21 protein-coding genes and 1 pseudogene are annotated in these 17254 nt (G+C 69.3%); 17 read left to right on the top strand and 5 right to left on the bottom strand.

The annotated features are described in order from the left end of the window. Nucleotides 1-71: 71 nt before the first annotated feature. Both A5787_RS20350 and A5787_RS26960 read left to right on the top strand, forming a co-directional pair. Nucleotides 72-491, top strand: a pseudogene (locus A5787_RS20350) (metallopeptidase family protein). After that, nucleotides 488-688 (top strand): hypothetical protein, encoded by a 201-nt coding sequence (locus tag A5787_RS26960; protein ID WP_082977344.1) that lies wholly within the window; start codon nucleotides 488-490, stop codon nucleotides 686-688. The pseudogene A5787_RS20350 and the gene A5787_RS26960 overlap by 4 nt, the downstream one beginning before the upstream one ends. Here the strand turns inward: A5787_RS26960 and A5787_RS20345 are convergent. Then, a complete protein-coding gene (locus A5787_RS20345) occupies nucleotides 665-1351 on the bottom strand; it encodes a histidine phosphatase family protein (RefSeq protein WP_066970304.1) in 687 nt (228 codons plus the stop codon). The genes A5787_RS26960 and A5787_RS20345 overlap by 24 nt on opposite strands. A 6-nt stretch (nucleotides 1352-1357) precedes the next feature. Then, nucleotides 1358-2305 (bottom strand): prephenate dehydratase, encoded by a 948-nt coding sequence (gene pheA, locus A5787_RS20340; protein WP_066970301.1) that lies wholly within the window; start codon nucleotides 2303-2305, stop codon nucleotides 1358-1360. A gap of 93 nt (nucleotides 2306-2398) precedes the next feature. Between pheA and A5787_RS20335 the strand changes: the two genes are divergently transcribed. After that, nucleotides 2399-3187, top strand: a complete 789-nt coding sequence (locus A5787_RS20335; RefSeq protein WP_066970299.1) for a DUF2470 domain-containing protein — start codon at nucleotides 2399-2401, stop codon at nucleotides 3185-3187. Nucleotides 3188-3400: 213 nt separating this feature from the next. Next, entirely contained in the window at nucleotides 3401-4342 is a 942-nt protein-coding gene (locus tag A5787_RS20330) for an LCP family protein (RefSeq protein ID WP_066970314.1), read from the top strand. Here A5787_RS20330 and A5787_RS20325 read toward each other — a convergent pair. Both A5787_RS20325 and A5787_RS20320 read right to left on the bottom strand, forming a co-directional pair. Beyond that, entirely contained in the window at nucleotides 4339-5163 is an 825-nt protein-coding gene (locus tag A5787_RS20325; RefSeq protein WP_066970296.1) for a glycerophosphodiester phosphodiesterase, read from the bottom strand. The two genes, A5787_RS20330 and A5787_RS20325, sit on opposite strands and share 4 nt — an antisense overlap. Nucleotides 5164-5167: 4 nt before the next feature. Next, nucleotides 5168-6223 carry a DUF4328 domain-containing protein gene (locus A5787_RS20320; protein WP_082977342.1) on the bottom strand — a complete coding sequence of 352 codons (1056 nt, stop codon included), beginning with the start codon at nucleotides 6221-6223 and terminating at the stop codon, nucleotides 5168-5170. Nucleotides 6224-6676: 453 nt separating this feature from the next. On the opposite strand from A5787_RS20320, the gene A5787_RS27840 reads away from it, so the two are divergent. The 10 genes from A5787_RS27840 (at nucleotide 6677) to rraA (ending at nucleotide 13079) form a co-directional block, all read left to right on the top strand. Beyond that, on the top strand, nucleotides 6677-6832 hold the full coding sequence (locus A5787_RS27840) for a hypothetical protein (protein ID WP_197507298.1): 156 nt from the start codon (nucleotides 6677-6679) through the stop codon (nucleotides 6830-6832). 151 nt (nucleotides 6833-6983) lie between these two features. Further along, on the top strand, nucleotides 6984-7607 hold the full coding sequence (locus A5787_RS20315) for a superoxide dismutase (protein ID WP_066970293.1): 624 nt from the start codon (nucleotides 6984-6986) through the stop codon (nucleotides 7605-7607). Between the two features lie 197 nt (nucleotides 7608-7804). Continuing rightward, nucleotides 7805-8338, top strand: coding sequence for a peptidase (locus A5787_RS20310; RefSeq protein WP_066970290.1), 534 nt, complete (start codon nucleotides 7805-7807; stop codon nucleotides 8336-8338). Nucleotides 8339-8592: 254 nt separating this feature from the next. Further along, nucleotides 8593-9288 carry a TMEM165/GDT1 family protein gene (locus A5787_RS20305; RefSeq protein ID WP_066970287.1) on the top strand — a complete coding sequence of 232 codons (696 nt, stop codon included), beginning with the start codon at nucleotides 8593-8595 and terminating at the stop codon, nucleotides 9286-9288. Nucleotides 9289-9742: 454 nt separating this feature from the next. Continuing rightward, on the top strand, nucleotides 9743-10141 hold the full coding sequence (locus A5787_RS20300; protein WP_066970310.1) for a helix-turn-helix transcriptional regulator: 399 nt from the start codon (nucleotides 9743-9745) through the stop codon (nucleotides 10139-10141). 111 nt (nucleotides 10142-10252) lie between these two features. Further along, nucleotides 10253-10909 (top strand): DUF6474 family protein, encoded by a 657-nt coding sequence (locus A5787_RS20295; RefSeq protein WP_066970284.1) that lies wholly within the window; start codon nucleotides 10253-10255, stop codon nucleotides 10907-10909. Then, nucleotides 10906-11541: a YcnI family protein gene (locus tag A5787_RS20290; RefSeq protein ID WP_066970281.1), complete on the top strand. Its 636-nt coding sequence runs from the start codon at nucleotides 10906-10908 to the stop codon at nucleotides 11539-11541. The genes A5787_RS20295 and A5787_RS20290 overlap by 4 nt, the downstream gene beginning before the upstream one ends. Nucleotides 11542-11585: 44 nt before the next feature. Then, nucleotides 11586-12050, top strand: coding sequence for a copper resistance CopC family protein (locus tag A5787_RS20285; protein WP_082977345.1), 465 nt, complete (start codon nucleotides 11586-11588; stop codon nucleotides 12048-12050). 104 nt (nucleotides 12051-12154) lie between these two features. Further along, entirely contained in the window at nucleotides 12155-12604 is a 450-nt protein-coding gene (locus A5787_RS28665; RefSeq protein ID WP_066970275.1) for a nucleoid-structuring protein H-NS, read from the top strand. 1 nt (nucleotide 12605) lies between these two features. Continuing rightward, nucleotides 12606-13079: a ribonuclease E activity regulator RraA gene (gene rraA, locus A5787_RS20275; RefSeq protein ID WP_066970273.1), complete on the top strand. Its 474-nt coding sequence runs from the start codon at nucleotides 12606-12608 to the stop codon at nucleotides 13077-13079. Nucleotides 13080-13084: 5 nt separating this feature from the next. Here the strand turns inward: rraA and A5787_RS20270 are convergent, their stop codons facing one another. Then, nucleotides 13085-14554: an NAD(P)/FAD-dependent oxidoreductase gene (locus A5787_RS20270; protein ID WP_066970271.1), complete on the bottom strand. Its 1470-nt coding sequence runs from the start codon at nucleotides 14552-14554 to the stop codon at nucleotides 13085-13087. Between the two features lie 77 nt (nucleotides 14555-14631). Between A5787_RS20270 and A5787_RS20265 the strand changes: the two genes are divergently transcribed. The 3 genes from A5787_RS20265 to A5787_RS20255 form a co-directional block, all read left to right on the top strand. Next, nucleotides 14632-15273, top strand: coding sequence for a TetR/AcrR family transcriptional regulator (locus tag A5787_RS20265; RefSeq protein ID WP_066970269.1), 642 nt, complete (start codon nucleotides 14632-14634; stop codon nucleotides 15271-15273). An 83-nt stretch (nucleotides 15274-15356) separates the two neighbouring features. Then, a complete protein-coding gene (dinB, locus tag A5787_RS20260; RefSeq protein ID WP_066970267.1) occupies nucleotides 15357-16550 on the top strand; it encodes a DNA polymerase IV in 1194 nt (397 codons plus the stop codon). Between the two features lie 161 nt (nucleotides 16551-16711). Continuing rightward, nucleotides 16712-17254 (top strand): PE family protein (locus A5787_RS20255; RefSeq protein ID WP_156764047.1); only part of this gene is annotated, 543 nt, incomplete at its 3' end.

Here is a 17254-nt window from a genome sequence, read left to right as displayed (position 1 = left end):
GTGTATAAGAGACAGGGCACCCGCGCCCCCGCCGCCGGCGCCGGCCGAACCGGCCCCGGGAGGCTAGCCGGGTGCCCGTGCGGATGGATCCGCAGCGGTTCGACGAGCTGGTCTCCGATGCGCTCGACCTGATCCCGCCCGGACTGGCGGCCGCGATGGACAACGTCGTCGTGCTCGTCGAGGACCGCCATCCCGAGGACGCCGAGCTGCTCGGGCTCTACGAAGGGGTGGCGCTCACCGAACGCGACTCCGACTACGCCGGGGCGCTGCCGGACGCCATCACCATCTACCGCGAGGCGCTGCTCGATGCCTGCGAGTCCGACGACGACGTCGTCGAGGAGGTGGCGATCACGGTCATCCACGAAATCGCCCATCACTTCGGCATCGACGACGACCGGCTCGAGGAGCTCGGCTGGGCCTGAGACGCACCGCCGAGTTACGGGCGCGGCAACCCGACATTGTCCGGGCCGGGTGCTATGAACGGCTTATGAGCGCACAGTGTCGCGAGTGCCGCGCGGGTTTAGATCACTGCCACGGCACCATCATTCGCCATTCGTTGCGCCGGTGGGAATGCACCGAGCCGGACTGCGACAGCCCCGAGCTGGTGGCGCACACGTTCGTCATCGACTGCGACGCCGTCGGCTGCGCATGCGCGGACGAGTCGTTAGCCCATCGGATCGGTGCCTGAGCGCACCGCGTCCGCGACCGGGCTCGCGTCGGCCTGAGGATAGAACGGCGGCGTCAGCTGTCCCCACCGCACGCAGCTCCACCGGCCGTCGGTGATCGGGGCCAACACCACCGACTCGGCGTTGTCGAGATGGTTGTCGAGCGCGAAATTGCCGTCCACCCCGGCCAGCACCGCCGAGGCCAGCCGGATCGCCGCGCCATGGCTGACGACGACGATGTCGCCGTTCCACTGTTCGTCGTCCAGATAGCGCATCCGTAGCTCGGTCAGCACCGGCAGGTAGCGGTCCAAGACGTCGTTGCCGGTCTCCCCGCCGGGCAGCGGCAAGTCGAGCTCACCGCGATGCCAGCGCTCGTAGATCGCGTTGAATTCGGCGACCGCGTCGTCGTCACTGCGGTTCTCCAGCCGCCCGACCTGCACCTCGTGAATGTCGGTCACTTCCAGGGCACCCAGTTCGACTTCCCCGCCGATCACCGCGGCCGTCTGCGACGCGCGCGTGGCCACCGAGTGCGCCAGCAGCGCCGGCCGCCCCGAACCGCGGGCAAACGCCCGGGCCTGGTCACGGCCCAACGGCGTCAACTCCGCGCCCGGCGGCCTGGTATCCAGCCGGCGCTCGACGTTGCCGTAGGACTGCCCGTGCCGCAACAGCACCAAACGACCGCCCATCTTCCCCTACCCCCCGGCGCCGAACGTCTGTCCGGGTTTGCCGTCCCGCAGTCGCGCCAACCAGCGCGACGCCTCGTCCGCCGGCGGTGGCGGCACCCCGACGGCCGATCCCGTCGGCCAAGAACCCAGATACCTCACATCGGCACAACGACGGTGCACCGCCTTGAGTGCCTCGGCGACCGCGCCGTCGTCGATGTGGCCGACACAATCGGCGAAGAACAAGTAGGTTCCGAGTTCGGTTCGGGTCGGCCGGGACTCGATCCGGGTCAGGTCGATGCCGCGGATGCCGAATTCGGCCAGCGCGGCCAACAGCGCGCCCGGCACGTTGTCGATGCGCAACACCACCGACGTTCGATCGGCTCCAGTGCGGGCCGGCGGCGGGCCGGGCAGGCCGATCAGGACGAAGCGGGTGCGGGCGTTGGGCTCGTCGACGACGCCGTCGGCGATGACGCCCAGCCCCCAATGGGCGGCGGCCAGCGGCGAGGTCACCGCCGCGTCGGCCTGGCCCTCGGCCACCTGCCGTGCCGCGTCGGCATTGGAGTACGCAGGCCGCAGCTCGACCCCGGGCAGCTGGGCGGCCAGCCACTGGCGCACCTGCGCCACCGCCACCGGAAAGGCGGCCAACGTGCGCACGTCGCCGGCGCCCAGGCCCGGTTTGGCGACGATGCTGAACGCCACGTCCAGCGTGGTCTCGGCGAACACCTGCAGGGGAGAACCGATGGCCAGGCTGTCCAGGGTGGGTACCACCGAGCCGTCGATCGAGTTCTCGATCGGCACGCACGCGTAATCGGCGTCGCCGTCGCGCACCGCGTCGAGCGCCGCGGGCGTGCTTTCCAGCGGCATCTGCCTGATGGGGCCGGGCTCGTCCTGCGGCACCAGCCCGGCGGCGGTGATTTGCCGCAGCGCCGCCTCCGTGAAGGTCCCTTCGGGACCGAGGTAAGCGATGCGGACCACGCCCCAACCCTAACGGCGGTCCACATCAAACAGTCCTTGCGGCGCGATGGGTCGTAAGTTAACTTAGGCTTACCTAACAGACTAAGGAGCACGATGGCATCGACGGTCGGCCATGCACCGACGACCCCGGAACGCATTCGCAGCGCCTGCGCGCGGGCCGGCGGCGCGCTGCTGGCAATCGAGGGTGGGGATCCGGTCGCCACACCGGTGCATCACCTGCTGCCCGACGGGTCCTTCGCCATCGCGTTGCCGGTCGACTGCGCCGGCCAGACGGATGGCCGGGCGACCGGATCGCAGGCGCTGCTGGAGCTGACGGACTACGCCCCGCTGCCGCTGCGGGAACCGGTCCGTTCGCTGGTGTGGGTGCGCGGCCGCCTGCAGCGGGTCCCGCCCGACGACGTGACCGACATGCTCGACCTGATCGCCGCGGAGTACCCGAACCCGGCATTGCTTCAGGTCGTGACGCCGAAATCGGCTCCGGCGGACGGGGACCCGCGGTACACGCTGTTCCGGCTGGAGATCGCGTCCGTGGTCGTCACCGATGCCACCGGCGCCGAGCCCGTCGGGGTCGCGGACCTGCTCGCCGCCCGGCCCGACCCTTTCTGCGAAGTCGAAGGCAGCCTGCTGTGGCACCTGGACACCGTCCACAACGACGTGGTTGCCCGTCTGGTGTCGAAGCTGCCGGCGCCACTGCGGCGGGGACAGGTTCGCCCGCTCGGACTCGACCGCTACGGCATGCGGTTCCGCGTCGAAGGCAAGGACGGTGACCACGACGTCCGGCTGCCGTTTCACAAACCCGTCGACGACATGACCGGGCTGAGCCAGGCCATCCGGCTGCTGATGGGCTGCCCGTTCATCAACGGGCTGCGGGCCCGGAGGTAACCCCGGCGCCGATCCGGCACGTAGGTTATCCGGGTGAACGGCGATCCAGCACCGGGACGGCACGTGCCCCTGCGGCCGCGCAGACCGGAGCCGCCGCCCGTGATCCCCGTCGATCCGGCGACGACGCCGCTGCGCCGGCCCACCCCGCCGGCCGCCCCGCCACGACCCGTCGGCCCGCGGGCGCGCCGCAAGCGCCGCTGGCTACGAGCGACGGTGCTCACGGTGCTGATCGGCACGCTGCTCGCCGGCGCCGGCATCGTGGGCGGGGCCGTCTGGTTCGACACCAGGCTGCACCGCGAGCAGGCGCTGGCCGACTATCCCGACCGACCCGCACCGGGCCGCGGTACGAACTGGCTGATCGTCGGCTCCGACAGCCGCCGGGACCTCACCGCCGAGCAGCAGCAGGACCTGGCGACCGGCGGCGACGTCGGCACCGGCCGCACCGACACGATCTTGCTGGTGCACGTGCCCGAGTTCGCGTCGAGCACCCCGGCGACGGTGGTGTCGATCCCCCGCGATTCCTACGTGCCGATTCCCGGCCAGGGCAGGGACAAGATCAACGCCGCGTTCGCGATGGGCGGCGCGCCGTTGCTGACCCAGACGGTGGAGCAGGCCACCGGCCTGCGCCTCGGCCACTACGTCGAGATCGGGTTCGGCGGCTTCGCGGGCCTGGTGGACGCGCTGGGAGGGATCACCGTGTGCCCGACCGCGCCGATCAGCGACCCGTTGGCCGGCATCGACCTGCCGTCCGGTTGCCAGAAACTCGCCGGCCGCGACGCCCTCGGCTACGTGCGGACGCGCGATACACCGCGCGCAGACCTGGATCGAATGGCCAACCAGCGCCAGTTCCTGTCGGCGCTGCTGCACCGCGCCGACAGCCCGGCGGTGTGGCTCAATCCGCTGCGCTGGTACTCGGTGCCCCGCGCCGCCGCCGACGCGATGACCGTGGACCGCGGCGACCATGTCTGGGATTTGGCCCGACTCGGCTGGGCGCTGCACGGATCCACCACCGCGCTCACGGTGCCGATCGGCGAGTTCACCAACGGCGACGTCGGGTCCGTGGTGGTGTGGAACCACGAGGTGGCCGGCAAGTTGTTCGAGGCGCTCGCCGCCGACGCGCCCGTGCCCGCCGCCGCCCTGCAGGGGCAGAACTAACCGCTGCCGTCTCCGGCGCGCGCGTTCTGCAACCACGCCTTGGTGCGGCCCGGGTGGTGGGTGGCGAGCCAGGCCACGCCGACATCCCGGCAGAAGTCGATGTCCTCGTACTCGTCGACGTTCCAGCAGTAGACCGCCCGGCCCTGCGCGACGGCGCGGTCCACCAGCTGCGGATAGTCCTTCAACGTCGCCAGCGAGGGTCCGACGGCGGTGGCGCCGACCGCGGTGGCCGCGCTACTGGCCAGATAGCGCGCCGTCTTGCCGAGCAGCACCGTGGGCAGCAACGGCGCGGCGCGCCGGATCCGCCAAACCGCGGCCGCCGAGAACGACATCACCACGGCGCGGGACCGGTCCGCGGAGGCGGGCGCGGCGATCCCGAAGCGGTGCAACGACGCCAGGAGCTTGCTTTCCACGAGCGAGCCGTACCGGACCGGGTGCTTTGTCTCGATGAAGAGCTTCACCGGCCGGTGCCAGTCCAGAACCAGCGACACCAACGCGTCCAGCGTCAGCAGGCTGGTGTCACCGTGCGTGCCGTCGGCGCGCCAGCTGTCGTGCCACGCACCGTATTCCAGCTCGCGCAACTCGGCGAGCGTCATGGTGCTGACCAAACCGGCGCCGGTCGAGGTCCGGTCCAGACGGCGGTCGTGCACGCAGACCAGGTGGCCGTCGCGGGTCAGCCGCACGTCGCATTCCACGCCGTCTGCGCCCTGTTTGAGGGCGAGATCGTAGGCGGCCAGGGTGTGTTCGGGCCGAGCGGCCGAGGCTCCTCGATGGGCAACGACAAAAGGGTGCCCGGCGAGCACCTCCTCGGCCCACGTCATACCCCTATGCTGCCGGTTCCTGCCCCTCCAACTCAACCGGAGTTTCGGCCGGGCCCGCGGCGCGATCGTCGGTGCCCCCCCGTTCGACCATGACCCACCGATGCGCGGGCCGCTGCACCGGTTTGCGCTCGAACCCCTCGAAGACCCGCGCGGCGCCGGCTACGGTGACCGCCGCGAGCAGGTAGGCGACAACCATCAGCACGGTGTTGTTGGCGATGCCCTGGGCGTCCGTGGCGAAGCTGGTGAAAATGGCGAAAATCGAGACCAGGTAGCTGAAAACCCACGCGACCCACCACTCGAGGATCGGGCGCCGCAGCCGGGCATAGTGCTCCTCGACGGTCGCCAGCTCGATGACGTACACGGGGGCCCACAGCAGGTTCGCCAGCGGCAGCACGCACCCGGCCCACAGGGCGCGAACGGAACGCGACTCCGGCAGGCCATGATGGGCGAATACGGCGGCACGGCGCGCGATGAGCCACCGGATCAACATCACGCCGGAGGCGAGCATCGCCGCGACCGCCCCCACGCTGGCCAGCACGCCGATCCAGTCCGCGACGATGGCCACGACCGAATTCAGCAGGGTGTTCCGGTTGATCACCAGCAGCACATACCGCGCGACATACACCAGGGCGGCCAGGCCAAGGACCAAGACGCTCAGGAACAGCGTGGTGCGCACCGCCGCTGCGGAAGGCCCTGTCCGGGAAGGTTTTTCGGCTTCGGCCGGGGCCTGGTCGATGTGATCCGCCAAACCCCAGCGCGGTATCACGGTGTAGCGCGGGGTGGGCCCCAGGAGCCGTCGGCGCCGGCGCGGGGGGGGCGCGGCGCCGGGGCGCACCGCTATCCACCGGAAGCCCGGCGGCAGTCGCGGCGGGGTGCGCTGCCAGCCGGGGGCCGCGGGCGGCCTGGCCGGCGCCGGACCGGGCTGCGCGCTCCATCGCGGGTCGGCCGCGGGCATGTCCGGCAGTGGCGCCATCAGTGCCCCGCGGCAGCGGGGACACCAGTCGCGTCGCCGCTCGCGCACGTTCCACCGAGTGCCGCACTGGGAGCACACCTGGATCACCGGACCAGCCTAACCTTGCGACTATTCGATCCCCGCGGAAGCCGCCGGTCCGGCAACGCAAACAATTGCCTCGGGCTATCCACAGTTTCCACAGGTTTATCCACAGTCGGCAAACGGGTATCGGACCCTTCAACACAGCCTTTTCGAGCTGCCCGGGCCGCAACTGTGGATAACCGCTGGGTGGTACGGCTGTGCCATAAACAACCCAACCCGGCGCCCGAGCGAAATGGATTGCCTCGCTAAGCACCCGCGGATGAGCCCGCCGGGATGCTTGGCGCCCGGCGGATCGCGCCCTCATCCGAGGAGCGGAACGACAACGGGAAGCGGCCGTCCGGCGCGTCGTTACGCAGCGCGTTTTCCAACCTCGGCGCGAGGGGTTATGATCACCGTCACGAAAAATCGTTGTGACTCACCTCACTCACGCGGGGTGGACTTGCAGGTGAAAGGCGCTTGATGGCCACGCATTCGTTCGGTCCGGGTTCGCCGGCCGCGTCGAACTCGTATTCCGGCTCGCCCGCCTGTAACCACAGCTACAGCGTCGCCGCGCTGCGCGCCGCCCTGGTCGCGCTGGCGTTACTCGCCGTTCTGGCCATCATCGTTTTGTACTGACGGCACGCCCCGGCGGGTATCCGTTTCCCGGCGGTCGTCCTTGCGGCGGGCGCGCGCATGGAGCAGGGTTGATTATGGCTGGCCGCCGCGTGGCAGCCCCGCGCGACGAGCGTCCGATCATCACCAACGATGCACCGAAGAAAGGAATGCTGTGGCTGTATACACCCTGCCCGACTTGGACTGGGACTTTGGAGCGCTGGAACCGCACATCTCCGGCCAGATCAACGAGCTACACCACGACAAGCACCACGCCACCTACGTCAAGGGCGCCAACGACGCCCTGGAGAAGCTGGAGGAGGCCCGCGCCAAGGAGGACCACTCGGCGGTCCTGCTGAACGAGAAGAACCTGGCGTTCAATCTGGCCGGCCACGTCAACCACAGCATCTGGTGGAAGAACCTGTCTCCCAACGGCGGCGACAAGCCGACCGGCGAGCTTGCCGCGGCCATCGACGACGCCTTCGGATCGTTCGACAAGTTCCGCGCGCAGTTCCACGCGGCCGCCACCACCGTGCAGGGCTCGGGCTGGGCGGCGCTCGGCTGGGACACGCTCGCGCAGAAGTTGCTGATTTTCCAGGTGTACGACCACCAATCCAATTTCCCGCTGGGAATCGTGCCGCTGCTGCTGCTCGACATGTGGGAGCACGCGTTCTACCTGCAGTACAAGAACGTCAAGGTCGATTTCGCCAAGGCGTTCTGGAACGTCGTCAACTGGGCTGACGTCCAGGACCGCTACGCGGCCGCGACGTCGAAGACGCAGGGACTGATTTTCGGCTGAGGCCGTCTTTCTCAGGCTGGGGCGTCACGCGATTTCGCGTGGCGCCCCAGCCGTTTGCGGGGCCTTGAAACGGGGCATCTTGAGAACATGTGCGTCAGTGGCCGTGTCGGGTTGCACGGCATCTAACCCGCAGGCATGCTTAGTCATTCGAGCTACCAGTGTGGTTAGGCGGAGCCGGGCGTCACACGGAGGTCGAGATGGAAGCTGGTCCTGATCGTCCCATCGGGGTTTCCCCGTTCCATGCCCGTGGTGCGCTGAAAGGGTTTGTGATCTCCGGTCGTTGGCCGGATTCGACGAAAGAGTGGGCCCAGCTGCTGATGGTCGCGGTCAGGGTTGCGTCATTGCCCGGATTGCTCTCCACCACAACGGTGTTCGGCGCCCGCGAGGAATTGCCCGACGAGCCCGAGCCCGGCACCGTCGGCCTGGTGCTGGCCGAGGGGACGGTCTTCGGCGAATCGGCGATCCAGCCAGGATATTTCGCCGATCATCAGCCTCCGGCGTTGCTGATGCTGCATCCACCGTCGGAAACCATGCCGTCGTTGCCGGAGTGCACCGGGGCGGCGTCGGGCTGCGTCCTGCTGCCGGGGTTGCCGTATCTGGGATTGGAGCACCGGGCCGCATGGGTCGAGGCGGAGTCCGATGGGACGATCACCTCGATGGTGAGCCGTGTGGGTGTCGACCCGATCAGCCACCCCGATACGGCGATACTGGCAATGCTTCTTGCCGCGTAAGGGAATTCGAACCCCGAGATTCGGGCCTCGAATCGGGAAATACGGGTGCCCGAACTCGGGCGTCTGCCTGGCGCCCGGCCGGCCTGACCGTTAGCCTTGGCACCGTTAGCGAAGGGGAGTAGCCCCGAATCGTCGAGTCGACATACTGGCGCACAGCCCGGCCGGCGGACCGGCCCCTTGGGGTCCGGTGGGCGAGACCTTCGACCGATGTTCGGCGACTGGGTCGTCGACCACGTGTCGAAAGGTCGCCTCCCATGCTCGCCGCCACGTTGCTCACCCTCGGGGTGGTTTTCCTCGCCGAACTCGGTGACAGGTCCCAGCTGGTCACGATGACCTATGCGCTGCGGTACCGATGGTGGGTCGTGCTGACCGGGGTGGCGGTTGCCGCGTGCCTCGTGCACGGGGTCACGGTGTCGATTGGGCACTTCCTGGGCGCAACCCTGCCGTCGCGTCCGATGGCGTTCGCGTCGGCGATCGCGTTCCTGATCTTCGCGGTCTGGGCCTGGCGCGAAGGCGGCAACGGCGACGAGACCGTGCCGACCGATCAGGAGCCCCGGTTCGCGTTGCTGACCATCGTGTCCACGTTCGTCCTGGCCGAGATGAGCGACAAGACCTCGCTGGCGACGGTCACGCTGGCCAGCGATCACGACTGGACCGGCGTGTGGATCGGCTCGACCCTGGGCATGGTGCTGGCCGACGGGTTGGCGATCGGGGCGGGCACACTGCTGCATCGGCGCCTTCCGCAGAAACTGCTGCACACGTCGGCCAGCCTGCTTTTCCTGATCTTCGGGCTGTGGATGCTGTTCGACAGCGCGCTGGGGTTGCGCTCGCTGGCGATCGCCGTGACCGTGACGGTGGCGCTGACCGCCGCGACCGTGGCGGCCGCGCAAACTCGGCGCCGGCGCCGGCAGAAAGCCGCGACCCCCGGGGGGTTAACCGACATCGGCTAGAGTGCCGTCGGCACCGATCGCCTTCGCGCCGCCCCGCCCCGCAGTCGCCCACGGGGTATCTCCGGGGGCCGATAGTTGCACCCCGAGCCCGTTTCTCGGGCGTGTCGCCGACCTGACAGCAAATGTTGTCGCCGACGGCCGCACGTTGCCTGCCGGTTGCGGTGCGACTGCCCAGCATCCTCGCCCGAATCGCCTCGCCGGCCGCGGGCCCGCCCGCCCGCCACCGTCGCCGGAACATCGAATTCTGCGGATAACCTGTGAAGTTGGCTGATTTGGTGGACACCCCAGCGAATTAGTTAGACGCTCGTCGAGTGGGTATTCGGCAGCTGTCAGCAACGCCGGTGTCGAAGTACTGCAGGTTTGCACCTGGTTGCGGACCCAATCCGCCGCTACCATTGTCAGCAAATACACCTAGGCAATAGTTCACTTCTACAGCCCAGTGGAGGTCATATCGATGAGCACGACGTTCGCCGCCCGCCTCAACCGTTTGTTCGACACGGTGTATCCACCGGGACGCGGGCCGCACACCTCGGCGGAGGTGATCGCGGCGCTCAAGGCGGAGGGCATCACGATGTCTGCTCCCTACCTGTCCCAGCTACGTTCGGGCAACCGCACCAACCCGTCGTCGGCGACCATGGCCGCCCTGGCCAACTTCTTCCGCATCAGGCCGGCGTACTTCACCGACGACGAGTACTACGAGAAGCTCGACAAGGAGTTGTCGTGGCTGGCCTCGATGCGCGATGACGGCGTGCGACGCATCGCCCTGGCCGCGGTCGGGTTGTCTCCTCAGGCGCAGCAGGACGTGGTGGAGCGGGTCAACGAGCTGCGCCGCGTCGAACGCCTCGACGCGTAGCTGCACAGCCTGACCTGACCGGCTGCCGCCGGGGTATTCCGATTAGGGTTGGCTCTCGGATCGCGCACGCGCGAAAGCGACAGTCACGAGATACCGGGGAGGCGGCCGGGAATGGGCCTGTTCCGCAAGCGAAAGAGTCGCGCGACGCGTCGCGCCGAAGCCCGCGCGATCAAGGCCCGCGCCAAGCTCGAGGCCAAGCTGGCCGCCAAAAACGATGCTCGCCGGCTCAAGGCCGACCGGCGCGCCGCCGAGAAGGCCCTGAATGCGCAGATCAAATCGCAGCGAGACAGCGACCGTACGGCCCTGAAGGTGGCCGAGGCCGAGCTCAAGGCGGCGAAGGAGGGCAAGTTGCTGTCGCCGACACGGATTCGCCGGGTGCTGACGGTATCTCGGTTGCTGGCGCCGATTTTGACGCCGGTGGTCTATCGGGGCGCGATGGCCGCGCGCGCGGCGATCGACCAGCGGCGCGCGGACCAGCTCGGCATTCCGTTGGCTCAGATCGGCCAGTTCTCCGGGCAGGGCGCCCAGTTGTCGGCACGCATTGCCGGGTCGGAGAAGTCCTTGCGGATCGTGCTGGAACGCAAGCCCAAGGACGCCGAGACCAAACAGTTCGTCGCAGCGATCACCGAGCGGCTCACCGACCTGGCGGCCGCCGTCACCGCGGCGGAGAACATGCCGGCCGCGCGGCGCCGGGCGGCGCACGCCGCGATCTCGTCGCAGCTCGACGGCATCGAGGCGGATCTGATGGCCCGCCTCGGGCTGACGTGACCGCCGCACGAGTCCTGATCGCGGCCGCGGCGCTCTATCTCGGCTCGGCGGTGGGCATCCCGGTGGCGTGGGCGCACGTCCACGCCAGCAGCGACAACCCCGCGCGCGGCGCCATGGCGATCGTCACCTTCCAGGTGCCCAACGAATCCAACACGGGCGCGGCTACCACCGCGCTGAGCGTCAGCCTGCCCGGCGTGGCGGCCGCCAGCACCGAGGCCATGCCCGGCTGGACGGCCAAGCTGGATCGCGACGCGGCGTCCGGCACGGTCCGCGCGGTGACGTGGACGGCCGCGCCCAACGGCGGGATCGGCGTGGATCAATTCGGGCTGTTCCGGATATCGGTGCAGCTGCCCGACGCCGACACCGTCAGCTTCCCGGCCACGCAGGCTTATTCCGACGGAACGGTCGTGAAGTGGGACCAGCCACCGCTGTCGGGTGGCGGTGAGCCCGAGCATCCCGTGCCCACACTCAGCCTCGGCGCGGGCGGCGGGGCGCCGCATCAGCACCAACCAGCCGCCGCGGCGCCCGCGTCGTCGACCGCACCGGACACCTCCGCCCGCGTCCTGGGCGGGGCGGCCCTGGTGGTGGCCGCCCTCGGTCTCGCACTGGTGCTGCTACGCCGACGCGCGTGAGGCGCCGGGCGGGCGCCGGGTGGGTGGGCCTGCTGCTGGCCGCGATGATGTCGACCGCAACCATGACCGCACAACCGGCGTGCGCGCACGCCGCGCGGGTGTCCACCGACCCCGCCGACCACGCGGCCCTCGCCAGCGGTCCCGATCGGGTCTCGGCGACGTTCAACGAACGGCTGCAGACGGCGTTCGCCGCCATGACCGTCGTCGGGCCCGACGCCAACGTGTGGTCCACCGGGGAGCCGACGGTGCAGGGCGCGATCGTCGCCATCGGCCTGCGGCCCCTCGGGCCGGCCGGCACCTACACGGTGAACTACCGCGTCACGTCGGCCGACGGCCACGTCGTGTCGGGGTCCTGGTCGTTTCGGCTGACGGTCCCGGGCACCGGAACCCCGGGGCCGCCCGCCGCCGGGTCCGGCGGGGGTGGCGGCACCCCGGTCTGGCCGTTTGCGGTGCTGGCGGTGGCCCTGGTCGCCGCGGGCGGCTGGTGGGCGCTGCGGCGTAGGCCATGAGCGCCCCGGTCACCGAGGGCGCCCCGCGCGCCCTGGCATGATGGGACGCGAGGAACCCGGCGCGCGAGACGACACTCCGAAGACAGCTGCAAAGGAGCGGCCGCATGGCAGACCCGCAGGACCAACCCAACAGCGAGTCCGACGGCCCACCGGCCCCGCCGGAGAAGAAACCTCCCGCGGAGCCGGCCAAGAAGGCCGCGAAAGCACCCGCTAAGAAGGCCCCTGCGAAGAAAGCGCCCGCCAAAAAGGCCGCTGCGAAAAAGGCGCCCGCGAAAAAGGCGCCCGCCAAAAAGGCCCCGGCCAAAGCCGCAGAACCCGCTGCACCCAGGCCCGCCGAGCTGCCGCTGCAGCAACGCATCGAATCGAATGGCCAGCTCGCCGCCGGGGCCAAAGACGCTGCCGCACAAGCTAAATCAACCGTCGAAGCCGCGCCCAACCCCGTCTCGCCGCAGGTTGCGCCGACGAGCCCCGGCCAGTCGCCGGTGCCGTTGATCGTCGCCGTGGCGCTCAGCCTGCTGGCGATCCTGCTGATCCGGCAGCTGCGGCGCCGCTGACGTGTCCGCGCCGTTCCGGCCGACCGCCGACCTCGTCGACGAGATCGGGGCCGACGTCCGCAGCTGCGACCTCCAGTTCCGCCAGTTCGGCGGCCGCTCCGAATTCGCCGGGCCGATCAGCACCGTGCGTTGCTTCGAAGACAACGCGCTGCTGAAGTCCGTGCTGTCGGAAGTCGGGGACGGTGGCGTCCTGGTGATCGACGGCGCCGGCTCGCTGCACACCGCACTGGTCGGCGACGTCATCGCCGAATTGGCCCGGTCCAACGGCTGGGCGGGGCTGATCATCCATGGTGCGGTGCGTGATGCCGCCGCGCTGCGCGGCATCGACCTCGGCATCAAGGCGCTGGGCACCAATCCCCGCAAGAGTACCAAGACGGGCGCCGGGGAGCGTGGCGTCGAGATCACCCTGGGCGGGGTGACTTTCGTGCCCGGGCAGATCGCCTACAGCGACGACGACGGCATCGTGGTCGTGTAGCCGCCTTAAACGGCGACCGCTGCGGGCTTTTTGGCGAACCGCAGGCCCTCGTCGGCGATTTTTCCGCGCCGGATCAGCCGGATGTCGCGCACGTAGTTCTGGTTCAGCCGCCACGGCGTGCGCGAGCCCTGCTTGGGTAACTCGTCGAGCGAGCGCAGCACGTAGCCCGGGGTGAACTCCATGAACGGACGCTCCTCGACGTCGGAGCCCGGGTGCTCCACGACCACGGTGTCAAAACCGTTGTCGTCCATGTAATTGAGCAGCCGGCAGCCGAACTCCGACACCAGATCGGCCTTCAGCGTCCACGACGCGTTGGTGTATCCGACGGTGTAGATCATGTTCGGCAGCCCGGACAGCATCATGCCCTTGTAGGCCATCGTCTTGGTCAGGTCCACCGGCTGCCCATCGACGGTCACGGTCGCCCCGCCGAACAGCTGAAGGTTCAAACCCGTTGCGGTGATGATGATGTCGGCCGGCAACTCCTCGCCCGAGCCTAGCCTTATCCCGGTCGGGGTGAACCGATCGATGGTGTCGGTCACCACGTCGGCCTTACCCTTGCGGATGACGCGGAACAGGTCGCCGCTGGGCACCAGGCATAGCCGCTGGTCCCACGGGTTGTAGCGCGGACCGAAGTGCTTCTGCACGTCATAGCCCTCGGGAAGCTGGCGCTGCACGAAGCCGAGCAGGATCTTTCGCATCCGCCGCGGCCACTTCTGGCAGGCGCCGTACAGCACCGCCTGCCGCGTCACGTTCCGCCACCGGATGGCGGTGTAGGCCTGCTTGTCGGGAAGCCAGCGGTTGAGCCGCTCGGCGAACTTGTCCCGCTTCGGCTGCGAGACGATGTAGGTCGGTGAACGCTGCAGCATCGTGACGTGCTTGGCACCCGACTCCGCCATCGCCGGAATCAGCGTGACCGCGGTGGCGCCGCTGCCGATCACGACGACGTTCTTGCCGGCGTAGTCGAGGTCCTCGGGCCAGTGCTGCGGGTGGATGATCGGGCCCGCGAAGTCCTCCGAGCCGGCGAACGTCGGCGCAAAGCCCTGCTCGTAGTTGTAGTAGCCGCTGCACAGGAAGAGGAACGAACAGGTCAGTGTGGTTGGCACGCCGTCGTTTTCGATCTGCAGGGTCCAGCGGTTGTCCGCGTTGGACCAGTCCGCGCTGACGACCTTCTGGTTGAGCCGGATGTGCTTGTCGATGCCGTACATGGCCGCGGTGCTCTTGACGTACTCGAGGATCGGGCCGCCGTCGGCGATGGCCTGGCGCTCGGTCCACGGGCGGAATCGGAAGCCCAGGGTGTACATGTCCGAGTCGGACCGGATACCCGGGTAGCGGAACAAGTCCCAGGTGCCCCCCATCGCCGCGCGCTTCTCCAGGATGGCGTAGCTCTTGGTCGGGCAGCGGTCCTGCAGGTGCCAGGCCGCGCTCACGCCGGAGATGCCGGCGCCCACGATGACGACGTCGAGGTGCTCAGTCATGGGCCCACGCTATCAACGGTGTGTCGAGTGGGTCAACGGTCTGTCGAAATTTTCGACTCCGTGTAAAGTTACGTGCCGTGACCACCGTCGGCCCGACTCGCGCCCTGCGCGGCCGCCGCGCTCCTCGCCCCTCGGGTGACGACCGCGAGCAGGCGATCCTCGCCACCGCCGAGCGACTGCTGGAAGAGCGCGGGTTTGCCGGCATCTCGGTCGACGACCTGGCCAAGGGCGCCGGGCTGTCGCGGCCGACGTTCTACTTCTATTTCAAGTCCAAGGAAGCGGTACTGCTGTCGCTGCTCGAGCCGGTCATCGCGCGCGCCGACTCCGAGTTCGACGGCGCGGTACAACGCCTGCCGGAGGACCCGCGCCGGGTGTTCCGCAACGGCATCAAGGCGTTCTTCAACGCGTTCAGCTCGCACCGCACGCTGGCGCGCGCGGCGACGGAGGCGCTGGCCACCAGCTCGGAGCTGCGGTCGGTGTGGCTGGGATTCATGCAGAAGTGGATCGACCAGACCGCGGCCCTCATCACCGCCGAACGCGCGCGTGGCGCCGCCCCGGAGACGATCCCGGCCGCCGACCTGGCGACGTCGCTGAACCAGATGAACGAGCGCACGATGATGGCCGCCCTCGCGGCCGAGACGCCTGCGGTCGACGAGGACCGGGTCGTCGATACCCTCACCCACATCTGGGTCACCAGCATCTACGGCGAATCGGGCTAAGTGGCGATCGCAAGCGCGGCGTAGCCGGGCGAAGCGGGTCGCCACCATCGGATACTGTCGTCGCCGCATGCGAACATACGTTCGTGCGGTGTGACGCGTCGATCCTGCACGCGGACCTGGACTCGTTCTATGCGTCCGTCGAACAGCGCGACGACCCGACGCTGCGCGGCCGTCCGGTGCTCGTCGGCGGCGGAGTCGTGCTGGCGGCCAGTTACGAGGCGAAGGCCTACGGCGTGCGCACCGCGATGGGCGGGGCGGCGGCCCGGCGCCTGTGCCCGCACGCCGTGGTTGTGCCACCGCGGATGACGGCATACTCCCGCGCCAGCGACGCCGTGTTCGAGGTGTTCCGCGACTGCACGCCGATCGTGGAGGCGCTGTCGGTGGACGAGGCGTTCCTCGATGTCGGCGGGCTGCTGCGGGTCGCCGGCACCCCGGTCCAGATCGCGGAACGGTTGCGCGTCGACGTGCGCGAGCGCGTCGGCCTGCCGATCACCGTCGGGATCGCCCGGACAAAATTTCTCGCCAAGGTCGCCAGCCAGGAAGGCAAGCCCGACGGGCTGCTGCTGGTGCCGCCCGATCAGGAGCTGGCGTTCCTGCGGCCGCTGCCGGTGCGCCGGTTGTGGGGCGTGGGCGCCAAGACCGCCGAGCGGCTGCACGCGCACGGCATCGCGACCGTCGCCGATGTCGCCGAGCTCAGCGAGTCGACGTTGTCCTCGATGCTGGGCGGGGCCATGGGCCGCCAGTTGTATGCGCTGTCCCGCAACATCGACCGCCGACGGGTGACCACCGGCGTGCGCCGCCGGTCCGTGGGTGCGCAGCGCGCGCTGGGCCGCGCGGGCAACCGCATGTCGGCCGCGGAGGTCGACGCGGTGGTGGTGAACCTGATCGACCGGATCACCGCGCGGATGCGCGCCGCTGGGCGCACCGGTCGCACGGTGGTGCTGCGGCTGCGGTTCGACGACTTCAGCCGGGCCACGCGGTCACACACGCTGCCGTGGGCCACCTCGTCGACACAGCCGATCCTGGCCGCCGCACGGCAGCTGGTCGCCTCCGTGGCACCCCTGATAGCGGAGCGCGGGCTGACGTTGGTCGGCTTCGCGGTGTCAGGAATCGATCGCAGCGGCGCGCAGCAGCTGATGCTTCCCTTCGGCGGGGAGTCCGCGTCGGTCGATGCCGCGATCGATCAGGTGCGTCGCCGCTTCGGCAAGTCCGCGCTCACGCCCGCGGTACTGGTCGGTCGCGACCCGGGCTTGGAAATGCCCCATTTGCCCGACTAATGCCCCACAGCCGCAAGAATCTCGCAAGTCGTCGCCGTTAACCTTCGGCCCGACAAAGACGCGACTCGAGATACGAAACCGTTTCCGAATCAGAACTGAAAGCGTAGATTTTCGCCTACTTGTGTGTCGCTCGCGCCGTTTCCCTCCCAAAGGAGCCGCAGATGTCGTCATTCGTCCTGATATCTCCCGAGGTTGTCACCACAGCGTCATCGGATTTAACCGGAATCGGATCGGCGATCAGGTCGGCCAATGCGGCGGCTGCGGGCTCGACCACTTCGGTATTGGCCGCGGCGCAGGATGAGGTTTCGGCCGCGGTCTCGACAGTGTTCGGCAGCTACGCCCGGGAGTTTCAGGCGCTTAGCGCACAGGCCACGGCTTATCACGACCAATTCGTGCAGTCCCTGACGTCGGGAGCGGGGCAGTACGCGGGCGCGGAGGCGGCCAATGCGGACCCGCTGACGGCCCTGGTCGGTGAACTCCAGAGCCTGGGGTTGCCGCCCGGGCCGGTCAAGCTGCTGACGGGGCGCCCGCTGATCGGCAATGGCGCCAATGGGGCCGCGGGGACCGGGCAGGCCGGCGGCAACGGCGGGTGGCTGATCGGCAACGGCGGCAACGGCGGATCCGGCGGGGCCGGGCAGGCCGGCGGGGCAGGCGGCGCGGCGGGCCTGTGGGGCCATGGCGGTGACGGGGGCACCGGTGGCACC

The sequence above is a fragment of the Mycobacterium sp. 852002-50816_SCH5313054-b genome (assembly GCF_001667185.1).
In the GTDB taxonomy this organism is placed as follows: Bacteria; Actinomycetota; Actinomycetes; order Mycobacteriales; family Mycobacteriaceae; genus Mycobacterium.
The sequence above is the reverse complement of the archived record's forward strand: the minus strand, read 5'-3'. Positions and strand labels throughout refer to the sequence as shown.